11 protein-coding genes are annotated in these 13,206 nt (G+C 71.5%); all 11 read right to left on the reverse strand.

The features are described 5' to 3' along the window. Nucleotides 1-4: 4 nt before the first annotated feature. The gene (locus tag B7R87_RS13945; protein ID WP_006348438.1) at nucleotides 5-1,375 is read right to left on the reverse strand and encodes a M1 family metallopeptidase; all 1,371 of its coding nucleotides are present in this window, start codon (nucleotides 1,373-1,375) and stop codon (nucleotides 5-7) included. After that, nucleotides 1,372-1,956: a nucleoside 2-deoxyribosyltransferase gene (locus B7R87_RS34120; protein WP_006348437.1), complete on the reverse strand. Its 585-nt coding sequence runs from the start codon at nucleotides 1,954-1,956 to the stop codon at nucleotides 1,372-1,374. The genes B7R87_RS13945 and B7R87_RS34120 overlap by 4 nt, the downstream gene beginning before the upstream one ends. Nucleotides 1,957-2,029: 73 nt before the next feature. Further along, nucleotides 2,030-2,680 carry a class I SAM-dependent methyltransferase gene (locus B7R87_RS13955; RefSeq protein ID WP_006348436.1) on the reverse strand — a complete coding sequence of 217 codons (651 nt, stop codon included), beginning with the start codon at nucleotides 2,678-2,680 and terminating at the stop codon, nucleotides 2,030-2,032. Between the two features lie 45 nt (nucleotides 2,681-2,725). After that, nucleotides 2,726-4,609, reverse strand: a complete 1,884-nt coding sequence (locus tag B7R87_RS13960; protein WP_006348435.1) for a hypothetical protein — start codon at nucleotides 4,607-4,609, stop codon at nucleotides 2,726-2,728. Nucleotides 4,610-4,736: 127 nt separating this feature from the next. After that, nucleotides 4,737-5,969 (reverse strand): MFS transporter, encoded by a 1,233-nt coding sequence (locus B7R87_RS13965; RefSeq protein ID WP_006348434.1) that lies wholly within the window; start codon nucleotides 5,967-5,969, stop codon nucleotides 4,737-4,739. Between the two features lie 81 nt (nucleotides 5,970-6,050). After that, a complete protein-coding gene (locus B7R87_RS13970; protein ID WP_006348433.1) occupies nucleotides 6,051-7,289 on the reverse strand; it encodes an ATP-grasp domain-containing protein in 1,239 nt (412 codons plus the stop codon). Then, nucleotides 7,286-8,467 (reverse strand): DegT/DnrJ/EryC1/StrS family aminotransferase, encoded by a 1,182-nt coding sequence (locus B7R87_RS13975; protein WP_006348432.1) that lies wholly within the window; start codon nucleotides 8,465-8,467, stop codon nucleotides 7,286-7,288. Before B7R87_RS13975 ends, B7R87_RS13970 begins: the two co-directional genes overlap by 4 nt. Further along, nucleotides 8,464-9,627, reverse strand: a complete 1,164-nt coding sequence (gene blsG / locus B7R87_RS13980) for an arginine 2,3-aminomutase (RefSeq protein WP_006348431.1) — start codon at nucleotides 9,625-9,627, stop codon at nucleotides 8,464-8,466. The genes B7R87_RS13975 and blsG overlap by 4 nt, the downstream gene beginning before the upstream one ends. Before the next feature lie 118 nt (nucleotides 9,628-9,745). Then, a complete protein-coding gene (blsF, locus tag B7R87_RS13985; protein ID WP_078902281.1) occupies nucleotides 9,746-10,660 on the reverse strand; it encodes a CGA synthase-related protein in 915 nt (304 codons plus the stop codon). After that, nucleotides 10,648-11,637 (reverse strand): cytosylglucuronate decarboxylase, encoded by a 990-nt coding sequence (gene blsE / locus B7R87_RS13990; RefSeq protein WP_006348429.1) that lies wholly within the window; start codon nucleotides 11,635-11,637, stop codon nucleotides 10,648-10,650. The genes blsF and blsE overlap by 13 nt, the downstream gene beginning before the upstream one ends. Nucleotides 11,638-11,679: 42 nt before the next feature. Continuing rightward, complete coding sequence (locus B7R87_RS13995; RefSeq protein ID WP_006348428.1) at nucleotides 11,680-13,011, reverse strand: hydroxymethylcytosylglucuronate/cytosylglucuronate synthase; 1,332 nt, start codon at nucleotides 13,009-13,011, stop codon at nucleotides 11,680-11,682. Nucleotides 13,012-13,206 lie beyond the last annotated feature (195 nt).

Below are 13,206 nucleotides of genomic sequence, written 5' to 3' on the forward strand. Positions count from 1 at the left end.
GCGGTCAGCCGTCGCCGATCCGGTGGGCGGCCCAGAACGGGGTCAGATCCTCGGCGGTGGCGGCCTGCGCGGCGGCCTTGAAGGCGGACGTGGTGCTCACGCCGTAACGGTGGGTGCGGACGTAGTCGCGGAGCAGGCGGGTCATCGCGTCGGGCCCGATCGTCCGGCGCAGGTCGTGCAGCGCGCAGGCGCCGTAGAGGTAGACGACGTCCTCGTACCGATCGGGATGTTCGTCCCAGTACGCCATGCCGTTGGTGATCGACTCCTGCGGTGTCGACCACTCGACGGCTTTCCAGCAGCCCGAGCCGTCGCGGCCGAGGGCGAGTTCGGTGGCGTACTCGGCGAAGGACTCGTCCAGCCAGGGCTGCTGGTACTGGTCGTCCCCGACGATGCCGTACCACCACTGGTGGGCGATTTCATGGAGGAGGGCGGAGGTCTTCACCCGGTTCAGGACGAACCCCGGGTACTCCATGCCGCTGAACCAGAGGTCGTTGTCCACGACGACATCCAGCTCGGCGTAGGGGTAGGCGCCGAACGCGTGGGCGTGCGTGTCCAGCCCGGAGACGGCGGTGGCCAGCATGGCCCGGGCATCCGCGTCCGCGATACCGGCCCCGCTGTGGACGTTGATCGCGACCCCGCCTGCGGAGACGTGGGACACGGTGTCGAACGGGCCCGCGGACCAGGCGAAGTCGCGCACCTTGCGGGCCGTCACCGTGGTCACGGTCCGTCCGGCGGTCCCCGGGGTGCCGGTCGCGGTGCCGGTGGCGGGCACCTTGAGCGCGGCCGGGTGGTCCAGCACCACGGTGAAATCGGCGGCCAGGGTGTAGAAGGACTCCCCGGTATCGGTGAACGGGTCGAGATGCCAGCCGGCTCCGTCCCGTACCGCGAGCACCGGCAGGGCGTTGCCGAAGTGGCTGTACGCCCCGTGGCGACCGAACCTGCCGGACGCGTCCGCCAGTTCGGGGGCCCGGACGGTGAGGTCGAAGCCGATCGTGTGGCGCTCGCCGGGGCCGAGCGGCTCCGGCAGGGCGATCCGCAGCGTCGTGCACCCGTCCCGGAGGCCGTCCACGGTGGCCCCGACGAGGTGCGTCACCGTGACCGCCGGTGCCGAGCAGCCCCCGGGGGCGTTGCCCCACAGTCTGAGGTAGACCTCCCGGAGCGGATCCCCCGAGACATGGGTGAAGCTCACGCGCTGGCGCCCGGACCACTGGCCTCCCGATGAGTCACCGGCCAGCTCGACCGTGTAGGCCGCAGAGGCCGGTGTCCGGGCCGGGTCGGCAGGCCGCCCGTTGCCGGACGGTGTGCCGCCCGGCAGGGGGGCCAGCAGCGCAAAGCACCCGAGAAGGACCGCCAGGAGCCGGGCGGACCTGCTCAAGCATCCTCCTGCGGAGTCCGCGCGGTCGTCTCGTACGGGTGGATCGGACGGCTGCCGTTGCGCTCCCGCTGCCGCCGGACCGCCAGGTCCACTGCCCGGTCGACGGCGGGCAGACACGCCGCGATATCCGTATGGACCACGTACTCCACCGACGCGACCGTGTGCAGGCCCTGGACCAGGAAGGTGTACTCGTGTTCGCGCTCCAGCAGCAGGACGATGGGCTTGCCGAAGGCGCTGGCCCATCCGATCTCGATATGGGTGCCCGGGGAGGCCGGATGGCCCGGCAGGGCCACAAAGACATCGGCCTTGCGGATCTCGTCCTGGTCGAGTTTGGTGCACTGCTCCGGACGCATCAGTTCGGCCCCCCACGCCTCGCGGCGGTGGGCGTTGTGCACGGAGAGCCCCTGTGCCTCGAAATGCTTGATCAGCACGTTGAACGGGCCCCGGGCTGCGGCCGGCATCCTTCCCGTCTCGGGGTCCAGGAGCTGGATGAACGGGCCCGCGAGGAAGACGGAGCGGATGCCCGGGTCGGGACGGGAACCGGAGAGGTCAAGGGAGTCAGGGGACGGGGTGACGGCCATGGGAGTGCCTCCGTGGTGACGCTGGTGCACGGTGTCGGGTGGCGGGCGGTCGGGTGACGGGGGGCGGGCCGGGTCAGTCCTTGAGGAAGCACTGGATGAAGGCGTCGCCGGTGGTGCCGCCGTGGGTGTACTCGGTGGTGTCGTAGGCGGCGAAAGGGTGCCGCTCGACCCGGATCCGGCGGAAGTGCGGGAGGTACTGCCAGCGCAGCTCCGGCTTGGTGCTGAAGAACGGGATGAAGACACCGCCGGGGCGCAGCACCCGGACGACCTCCGGCACGACGCGGCCCCACAGCTCGGCGTCCGTCCAGACCTCCAGGTCGAGGGCCGGGTCGAAGAACATCCCGTCGATGCTCTCCGACGGCAGTTCGAAGATCCGTTGGAAGAAGTCGCCGCGCTCGATCGTGAGGTTGTCGGGTAGGTGGGGGTGCCGGGCCCGGAACAGGTCTTCGACCTCGCCGAAGAGTTCCAGCACGGTGTGGCTGCGGGTCGCGGGGTTGGCGGCGATGCGCAGCGCGGACAGGCCCAGGCCCAGCCCGACCTCGTAGAAGTCCTTGCCGTATTCGCACAGCATGTCGGCACTGGCCCACATCAGGTCCCGCTCCCAGGCCTGCATGGCCTGCTCGCCGCCGATGCTGAGGGTCACCTGGCCGTTCTGTTCGATCAGTTCGATCGTCGGCCGGTCCTGGGGCGCGGTGTCCGGCTCCGAAACGGTGGGGGTTTCCATGGCTTTCTCCCTGTGAGGTGATGGCGGGTCGGGCGCAAGGGGCGGTCAGACGGTTCGGGGTACGACTCCGAAGTGGCGCCGGGCCGTGGAGACGGCGAGGTCCTGTACGGCGAACACGGTGAAGTAGTAGGCCTGCGGGGCGGTGCCGGGGGCGAAGCGCACACGGAACGCGACGTCCTCGCCCCGTCCGCCGCTGAGCCGGCGCCGGATGACGGCGGGTTCCACGGTCGCGTCCTCGCGCAGATAGGTCGGTACGAACAGGCCCAGCCGGACCGGGCCGGTACGGGCCGCGGTGACCGTGGCCCGTACCTCCAGTACCTCCCCCTGCCCGACCGTGTCCGCGGCATGGGCGAGCAGGGCGGGCGCGTCCGGAATCCGGAAGGTGACATCGCCGCACCGCATGCAGACGGCACACGTGGTGTCCAGGACGTACGGGAGCAGACCCCGCCGGGTGAACTCCTGCGCGGGACGCCCGCAGTGGCAGGTGACCTCCTGGACCCGGGGGTCCAGGGTGCTGCGGTCACCGAAGTGCGCCGGGTAGTTCATCAGCTCGGTCTCGGGGTCGGCCGAGATCTGCTCGGTGATGACGTGATCGAGGGACTGCAGGTCCGCCGTGAGCGAGGCCGTGATCTGCTCGGGCGACTGATCGGCCGCATGGGTGGGCCTGGCCGTCCAGAGGTCGACCTTCCGGGCCAGTTTGGTCAGCCGGGGCCTCAGCGCGTGGTGGTGCGGCAGCAGGTCCGAGGCGAGGTAGGCGGTGAGGCGGCTGCCCACGGTCAGGAGCAGCGGGTCCGGACGGTGGTCCGCCGGAGCGGGCGGTGCCGGTGTGTCCTCCGGTGCCTCCGGCAGTCCGAAGCGCATGAACGCCGGGTAGGGGTGGGAGCCCGCCAGGCTGGCGTTGAGGGTGTCGACGGAGTCCGCGCCGATGAGGGCGCCACGCATCCAGGCGACGTTCTCCGGCCGGTCGGAGTCGTGTACGGATACGGCCGAGACCACCGTGCGGGCCGGACCGTCGAGGGCGTTCAGCAGCAGCTGGTACTTCGGGTCGTACAGGGCGAGGTCCGCGAGCGGGCCGCTGTTGCACGCGCTGAGCACCAGCTCCACGGCCTCCACCCGGTTGAGGGGGACCAGCTTGTCCTCCGGCTTGTAGCAGGGCAGTCCGTACGCGCAGCGCGGGCCGAGGAGTCCGGGCACGGCCGGGGCGGAGGGGCTGAGGCCGCAGATGGTGAACTCGCCGAGGTTGACGCTGTCGTCCTTGCCGTGCCCCTGGAAGCCCACCCGCAGCCATCGGGTGCCCAGGATCTCGGCCTGGATGTCCGTATTTTCGAAGTCCCGGTCGTCGAAGACCCGGACGCCGGGCAGCCGGGGCGGCCGGTCGGTGTCGGTGAAGAGGCCCAGCGCGTCGACGCCGGGAGCGGGCTGTGCGTACTGCTTGGCGACGTTCCAGCAGACCGATGTGCCGTCGCGGCCGCTCAGCAGCGTGAGTCCGTGCCGCGCGCCGCGGTAGGTCGCCATCAGCAGGGCTCGTACGGGGTCGAGGGTGAGCCGGTCGTAGCAGCCGACGATCAGCAGCGAACCGCCGTGCCGGGCCCTGAACGCGGCGATGTCCGCGAGTTCTTCCTCGTCGGCCCAGGTGCGGCCGAGCGGACGGGCCAGTTCCGCGAGCCCTTCCGGGAGGTGTGCCGCGCCGAGGACGATGCCGGTGTCCAGCGGGTGCGGCCGCCGCAGTCCGCCGTACAGGCGAGCGGCGAGATCGACGCTCGCCGTCAGATCGGGGCGGCCCTCGGTCGGGACCGGCACCGGCAGGTGCCGGGGGCGGTCCAGGAACTCCCGGACGGCTTCGGGGAACTCCTGCCGGGTGACCGGACGGAACAGGGGGGCCTGCCCGGACGGCCGGTCGGCTCGCTGGTGGGTGAGCGCGGCGTTCATGGTGGACACCTCGTAAGGCCCGAGTCCGGGCGTGGGGGAAGGGGGCGGGGAGTGGGAAGGCATGGGAGCGGCTCGTACCGCAGATACGTGAACAGGCCTACGGGGGCGCGGGGGACGGGCACGGAGGTCATACCGCGCACTTCACCGTCGGCGCCGCCCGCCGGGTCAGCAGCCCCCGGAAGGTGAAGGCCAGCCCGGCGGCGGCCAGGGCGGTGGCGGTCGCCACCGCGAATACCGCCCGGGGCCCGAACGGGTCCATCAGCAGCCCGCCGGCCTGCTGGCCCAGCGCATCGCCCAGGACGGTGGCCAGTGACGCCCAGGTGAACGCTTCTGCCATGGAGCGTCCGTCGGCGATGCCGCTCACCAGGCTCATTTCGGTGGCGGCGACCAGGGCGATGGGTGCGCTGCCCACCGCGAGCGCCACGGCCAGGCCCACTTGGGAATCCGCGAGCAGCGTCAGCCCGGTGCCGACGGCGTAGGCCAGCAGCAGGCGGGGCAGGCGTGTCTGGGGGGCGACCTCGGACTGGGACCGGCCCAGCCAGATGGCACCCAGTGCGCTGCCGACACCCCAGCAGGCGTACACCACGCCCGCGCCGCCCGGCGCGCCGTGCAGGTCGGTGAAGGCCGGGATGGCGAGGGTCAGCAGTCCGATGGGGACCGCGGAGGCGGCCATGACGAGGGTCAGTGCCAGCAGGGCCGGGTCCCGCAGCGGGCCCAGCGGGTGGCGTCGGCCCTGCGTCGGCGGCGGCGTCGGCGCGCCGTCGGTGCCGTCCGGCAGCCGGGTGTACGCGAGCCCGAGGGTGCCCAGACCGCCCAGCACCGCGACCACGGTCAGCGCCAGGCCCGCCGAGCCGGCCAGCATCAGCGCCGCCAGCATCAGCGGCGCCCCGATGACCAGGATCTCGGCAAGCAGTGCTTCCCAGAGGTAGGCCGTCTCCCGTTCCTCCTTGCGGAGCGGCAGCCGCGCCCACAGCGACCGCATGCAGGCGTTCGCCGGAGGCAGCACCACCCCTGCGGCGAACGCCGTCACCGGCTGCGCCCAGCCACCGGGGCGGGTCGCCCACACCAGGACGGCGAGTGCGGCCGGGTAGGCGACGGCGGTCGCGGTCAGCACGACCGTCCGGCCGCTGCGGTCGAGGCGGCGGGCGATCAGCGGGCTGCCCAGGGCCATCCCGAACGTGTACAGGGCGGCGGCCAGACCGGCTTGGGCATAACTGCCGCCTTGTTCACGGACGGTCAGGACGAGGGCCAGTGACATCAGGTAGACCGGCAGTCTGGAGACGACGCTCCACCAGGCCGCCCCGGCCACCCGGGGGCGTGTGAGCAGGTCGACGAAGCGACGGGGCAGGCCGCTGGTCACGTATCGGTCTCCGTTCCGATGGCCGCGGGGCGGCCGGTTCGCATGCCCGGCCGCTGTTCGGGCGGAAGGCGGGGGCGGCGTTCAGAGGGGGGCGACAGGGGCCTCCCGTGCCGTCACCTCGATGGTGAAACGGGCGAGCACCTCACGCATACGGCTCTCCACTTCCCCGATCGAAGCCCCGACGACATGGGCGTACCCGGAGGCGTTGTGCGAGGCCCGGCGGGCCGTCACCGTGTCGCCGGCGCGGACCTTGAGCACCGCGTCGATGACTCCGGGTATCTCCAGCAGTTCGTCCCGTGAGGTGATCCGCCCGACCAGTCCGCTTCCGGGCAGCGGCAGCAGCAGGTCGCCGGCGCAGCGGCGCTCCCGGTAGTCGAGGTCCGGGCGGCGGCCCGTATAGACCGCCAGCGTTGCGCCGAACACGTCGAAGCCGTACGCGTGGCCGTGGTTGGCGGGGATCTCGCAGCCCGCGAGCCGTACGCCGATCTCACCGGCGTACACCTCGCCGTCGATCAGGAAGAACTCCATGTGGATGTAGCCGTGGTCGATGCCCATGCCGGTGACGATGCGCTGGACGAGCGCCCGCAGGTCGACCGGCGGGCCTTCACCGGTGGCGACGCTGATGTTGGCGTTCATGGCGCCGTCGACGATGTCCAGCGGACGGCAGGGCATGGCACTGGGCCATGCGTCGAGGACTTCGCCGCCGAGGACGATCGCGCAGACTTCCCACTCGGTACCGCCGAGGTAGGCCTCCACCATCCAGTCCCGTGCCCCGAGGTCGATCCCGGCGCAGCCGTCCGGCCCGTCGAGCCGGTAGGTGTCCAGACAGGCGAAGGAGTCCACCGGCTTGAGCACCACCGGCCAGCCGTGCCGCCCGGCGAACCTCTCGATCTCGGCGCCCGATCGTACGCGTGCGAACTCGGCTGTCCGCAGTCCCAGTTCGCGGAAGCGCGACTTCATGACGGCCTTGTCCCGGACCAGGGCCACCTGCCGTTCGGTCAGATGCGGCAGGCCGGCCAGCTCCGCGAACCGCTGGGCCGTGGCCTGCCGGGGTTCCGAGGGGTTGCAGAACCTGGTCGGCGGCACGGGCAGCCGGGCGGCCCAGTCCCGGTACCGCCGGGCCTCATCGGCCGGCGTGGCGCCGTCGCGCACCCAGAAGACGGGCAGGTGCGCGGTCTCCCGCAGATAGTCCTCCGGCAGGTCGGTGCGGGAGTCGGCGAACCGCAGCAGGACCAGCCGGCCGGCCGGTTCCCGGGCCGCGTAGCGGGTGAAGGACGACGGCCGGTCGTCCACCATCAGCAGCACTTCGGCGTCGCTCATACGGCCTCCAGCACCCGGCGGACGGCTGCGGCCGCGAGGGCCTGTTCCTGCTCCGGGAGTTCCGGGGAGAGCGGCAGGCACAGGGTCCGGTCCAGCAGGTCCCTGGTCCGGGCGAAGCCGTCGCGGCTGAGGGTGAGGAGTCCTTCGGGGGCGTGGTTCCAGGGAAAGCCGTCGCGGTAGAGCGACCGACGGCCGGTGAGCACCGGATGTTCGGGCAGCAGATACTTCCCGAGCGTCCAGTTGGCGATGCCGGCCGCGGTGAGCGCGGCCACCGCGGCATCGCGCAGCTCTCTGCTCTCGCAGCGGAACCGCAGGCTGACCTTGACGTCGCCGGCGGCCCGGGGCAGGGCTTCCAGGTCGGTCCGGCCGGGGAGTCCGGCCATGGCGATCGCGTACATCCGCTCCAGTCCGCCGAGCAGCTCGTCGAGATGGCGGAACTGCTGGCACTGGACGGCCGCGACCTGCTCGCTGGTGACGAAGTTCTCCCCGAAGTGGGCGTCGTCGTTCCACGTCGGGTACTGGCCGGGCACCCGTGCCGAGCCGTGGTCGTGGTAGCGGCGCATGGTCGCCCAGGCCTCGTCGGAGCCGGTGACGACGAGCCCGCCCTCGCCCGAGGTGAGGACCTTGTTGTGGTGGAAGCTGAACGTCCCGGCGTAGCCCGCCGTCCCGACGTACCGGCCGTCGGGGAAGCGCGCGCCGAGGGACTGCGCGCAGTCCTCGACGAGGTACGGCACCCCCTCGGGCAGCGGTGCCACGGTGCCCTCCATATGGGCCGTGATCACCCGCTGCGCGTCCGACGGCAGCAGCGTCGGGTCCATGGAGAGCGAGTCGTCGGCGTCCACCAGCACCGGGATCAGGCCGCACGACAGCACCGCTCCGGCGACCGCGACGAACGTCACCGCCGGGATGTGCACCAGGTCGCCCACGGCCGGGCGGGTGGAGATGAGTGCCAGCCGCAGCGCCTCGGTGCAGTTGTGCACGGCCAGCGCATGGCCGGTGCCGAGGCGTTCGGCGACGGTCCGCTCCAGACGGGATGCCATGCTCTCGGTCTCGGTCTGGTACCGGAACAGGACCTGGTGCTCGATCACTTCCTGCAGTTCCGACATGTCGGACCAGTCGAGGTAGTTCGCTCCGTAGGGCAGGAAGCGCTGCCCGAGCCGTTTGTCGAGTGTGCTCATCGTGTGCCCGGCTCCGAGATCGGCTGCGCGTCACCGCCGACGACCATTTCCTGGCCTCGGTAGTTGCGGAGCAGCAGGCCGTCGGGAGTGGGGGTGAAGGAGGGTTGCGCAATCGGGATCTTGCCGATTTTGGTGGTCAGGACGTACTGGGGGACGCCGAACCCGGTGATGTGGCCCTGGAGGCCGTCCATGATCTCCCAGCCCTTCTCCACCGTGGTCATGAAGTGCGAGACCCCGGTGACGTTGTCGCAGTGGTAGAGGTAGTACGGCCGGACCCGGATGCGCAGCAGCTCGGTCATCAGGGTGCGCATCGTGGGCACGTCGTCGTTGATCCCGCGCAGCAGCACCGTCTGGTTCCCGACCGGGATGCCGTGCCGGAGCAGGCGGTCCACGGCGGCCGCGGCCTCCGGCGTGATCTCCTTCGGATGGTTGAAGTGGGTGTTCAGCCAGACCGGGTGGTAGCGGGAGAGCATCGAGCAGAGTTGTTCGGTGATCCGCTGCGGCAGCAGTACGGGGAACCTGCTGCCGATCCGGATGATCTCCACACTGGGGATCGCCCGCAGCCCGGCGACGATCTCCTCCAATTTGCCGTCCTGGTAGGACAGCGGGTCGCCGCCGGTCAGCAGGACGTCCCGGATCTCGGGGTGGTCGGCGATATAGCGCAGGTCCTCGTCGAAGGAGCCGCCCTCGTCGTCACGGAAGTAGGTGCCGTCGACGTCGGTCGTGTGGAACTTGCGCGTGCAGTGGCGGCAGTAGACGGGGCAGGCCTCGGTGATCAGCATGATCACGCGGTCCGGGTACTTGTGCACGACCCGGTTGGTCTTGCGGTAGTAGGTGTCCCCGACCGGGTCGACCTCCGCCCCCGGGAATTCCGCCAGTTCACCGAGTGCCGGCACCGCCTGCAGGCGGACCGGGCAGCCGGGGTCGTCGGGGTCCATCAGGGAGGCGTAGTACGGCGTGACGCTCCAGCGGTACTTGCCCGCCACTCCGGCGATGGCCTCTTCCTCGTCGGCGCTGAGGTTGATCCACTGCCTGGCCTTCTCGACGTTGGTGATGCGTCGGCGCATATGCCAGCGCCAGTCGTCCCAGTCGGTCTCCGGGACCCTGGGGCGGATCAGTTCGGGGCGGGCGGGTACGGGTTTGCGGACGGTGTGGGACATGGCAGCTCCTGCGCGACGCGGACGCTGTGGGTGAGATGGCCGGAACCGGAGGGGCCGGACCGTCGGTTCGACGGGACGGTGGGAACGGGAGGCGCCACGGGCCCGCGGGGAGCGGAGCTCACAGCGGCGCGAGCGCGAGTTGGCGGAGGGTACGTGCGACCCGCTGCGCACCGCGCAGGTCGTCCAGCCCCGGGTCGAGCAGATGCCACGGCCCGGCTGCGGCCTCGGGTGACCAGAGGCCCGGATCGTCGGGATCGTCGGCCGAGGGCAGCGGCAGGATCTCGCGGACCTGTGCGGCGAGGGCCCGCTGGTGGGGCCCCAGCGGTGGCAGCAGGGCCAGGGGTGCCCGTCGTGCCTGCGCGAGGGCGATCGCCCCGAGGACCGGCGAGGCGAGGAGTACGGCGGCGTCGGCGTGGAGGGCGTCCGGGTCGGCACCGGCGGCCCGGAGCACCCGGACGCCACGATGTTCCGCCAGGGCGGACCGTACGAGTGCGAGCCCGGTGTCGGCGACCACGGTGCAGCTTCCGGTGCGCCGCAGCGCGGCGGCGACCAGCTCCCGCAGTGCTTCGGACGCGAAGGCCTCCGCTTCGGCCGGGGGAACGCCCCACAGGGACAGCAGCACCAGGGTGCCCGAGCGGTTCGGGCTTCTGCCGGTGCGCCGCGGCGCGAGGACTCCGGTGGGCCGGGCGCCTCGGGCCGGGGGCCCGGGCAGCGGCAGCCACCCCGGCCGGTGCACCCGTACCAGCACCCGCCCCGGCAGCGCTTCACCGGCGGGCCCCGACTGCAGGTGCACCACGGGCACGCCCAGGGTCAGGAGCCGCTCGGTGGCGGTCACGTCGTCGCAGACCAGCGCCGCGACCGGCGGAGGTTCGGGCTCGGACCGGTCGGTCCGGCGGAGGTCGCCGAGGTGGGCGGCCACCCGGCCGAGGGCGAGGGTCGAGTCGAGCTGGTCCTCGCGGGCGCTCAGCAGCACCCGGGGGCCGGGTGCCGCACCACCGGCCGGAGGCGCCCCGGCCCGGTTCAGTAGTGCCATGCCCCCACCGCCCCGAGCCGGGCCACGTCGTCGCTGTATCCGGCGGCGGTGGTGGAGCAGCCGTTGCACACCGTGGGGCCGCGCTCGCGGAAGTAGTCGGCGTGCGTACGGAACACGGGGGTGTCGAGCCGGATCACCCCCTGCTCCCGCAGCGGCGCGCCACCGGGCCCGTCGTCGCCTTCCCGGTGGGGGATGCAGCTGCACGCGTACATCCGTCCGTACTTGCCGTCCACGTAGATGACGTCGTCGGCGACGTGGCACAGCGGTTCGGAGGCGCGCGGTGTGACGGACCCGGTGAAGTAGCGCTCCTGTTCCTGCGGGGTGTCCCCGTAGAAGCGTTTGCCCATGGGGACCAGCAGGGCGGCCGGGTCGGCGTTGTAGATCGGATCGCAGACGCTGCGGACGTGGTCGGTGTCGGGGTAGGTGATCGTGCGGTCGAGCTTGAGCGCGGACAGTTCCCACTGCTGTACGCCCGCGTCCGTCAGGACCTCCTGGAGCCGGGGCATCTCGGTGTAGTTGTGCGGCCCCACCACGGTGTTGACCCTCGGCAGGACACCGAGCGCGGAGGCCTCCCGCAGGCCGCGCAGCCCGCTGTCGAACATGCCGGGAGAACGCCGGTACACATCGTGGGTGGCGCCCGAGGCGCCGTCCAGGCTGACGATCACCTGGGCCAGACCGGCCTCGGCCAGGGACGGCGCCATCCGGGGCAGCAACGAGCCGTTGGTGATGAGGGACATCTTCATTCCGGCGGCCGTGCCCGCGCGCACCAGTTCCACCACGCCGGGGTGCATCAGCGGTTCGCCCCCGGTGAACCGGATATAGCCCACACCTGCGTCCCTGGCCTTGGGCAGCAGGTCGTCGAAATCCTCGGTGGAGAAGCGGAATGCGTCGCGAGAAAGGGCGAACTCGCACATGAAGCAGTCGGCGTTGCAGGCTTCCAGAATTCTGATGAAGAGGTAGCGATCGCGTGTACGCACGGGTGGAGACCTTTCAAGGGACTCACGGGGCGTTTCAGGGGTTCACGGGGCAGGGGGAACGGTGCGAGGGGTACGACGCCGAGTGTTTTCCGCACCGGCCGCGACGCGCGGCTCGGGCAGTTCGGGAGAGTGGCCTGCCGCGCCGAGGACTTCGAGCAGCGCGTCGGCCACCTGGGCCGCGCCACCGGTGCCCACCGCGGTGGTGAGGGCGTCCCACCGGCTGACGTGGGCGGCCCGGCGCAGAGCGGCCAGGACACCGTCGGCAAGGGCGTGGCCGACGTCCTGCCGGTCATCGCCCAGTGCGGCGGCCCGGATCGCGCTGTAGATCCGTTCCAGTGCGTGGTCCTCACCCTCGGAACGGAGCGCCAGCGCCTCGTCCTCGTCGAGCACGTCATGGGGCCAGAGCACGCGCAGCTCGGCTCCGAGGGCTTGGCTGTGATAGCGGCCGTTGAAGATCTGGCTGAGGTTCTGCGGCGGCAGGCAGACGGTGGGGACACCCGATCCGCCCGCTTCGAGCAGGGTGGTCAGGCCGGGCGAGGTGAGCAGCACGTCGCAGTCGTCCAGCCGGTCCAGGAAGGCGCCGTGTCCGAGCGGGCCGGCGGTTGTTCGCGGCGGGGCGGTGGACGAGTCGACGAGACGGTCCGCCAGGTCGCCGGGCAGATTGCCGGCGATATGCGCCTCTTCGATCCCGTAGGCGGTGAGTGCCTGGAGAACGGCCGGGACGACCAGGCGCGGGTAGTGCTCCGGGTCGATGAGACCGGGCGCCCGCAGACCGCCCAGGCTGACCAGCGCCCTGCGGTACGGCCGGCCCGCGTCCCGCCGGGCGCCGCGTTCCGGCTCCGAGGTGCGAGGCCGGGCGATGACGGCCTCGACCCAGCGCAGCCCCCGGGCGTCGGCCAGAACGGCCCGGCACTCGGGTGGCAGTTCGATGGATTTCTGAGCGCAGTACACCGTCGCGTTCAGCGGCAGCGCGGCCCGGTCGCCCTCGGACCAGAGGAAAGGCAGGCTGTCGAGGAAAACGGTGGGTACGCCGTGGGCCAGCAGTGCCGTTGCCGCCGCGCCGTCGAGGACGACCAGGGCGGCCCGCACGGCCTGTGACCGCACGATCTCTTCGACCGCGACGGGCATCCGGCCGGGATCGTCCGGCAGGTCGTACCAGCCGTCGACCGGATGCTCGGCAAGCACGGGCCGCCCCAGCCCCGACGCCATTCCGATGAAGCGCAGGGGAGGTGTCGACCGGTCCTGCAGCGCGGAGAGGACCGCGCTCAGTTTGCCCGAGCTTCCCCATCCGAATTCCGCTCCGACGAGCGCGACGGTGACGGGATCAAGTGCTGTGGCAGGGGCCACGGAGTGCATGTCGGCAAAGGACGGCATCGGTAACTCCCGGATCGTCAAGGAGAGGTGGTATGCCTGCAACGGAGGGCGAGTGCCGCAGGGGCATCCGCATCACGCAGTTGCACAGTTGCCCCGGGCGAGATCGCGCGCCTCTCCCGAAGCCCCTTACGAGCACAAGGCTGACATGCACCGGTTTATGGGCGCAAGGAATTGCCGCGACATGAAAACCGGAGA

Source organism: Streptomyces tsukubensis, assembly GCF_003932715.1.
GTDB classification, from domain to species: domain Bacteria; phylum Actinomycetota; class Actinomycetes; order Streptomycetales; family Streptomycetaceae; genus Streptomyces; species Streptomyces tsukubensis.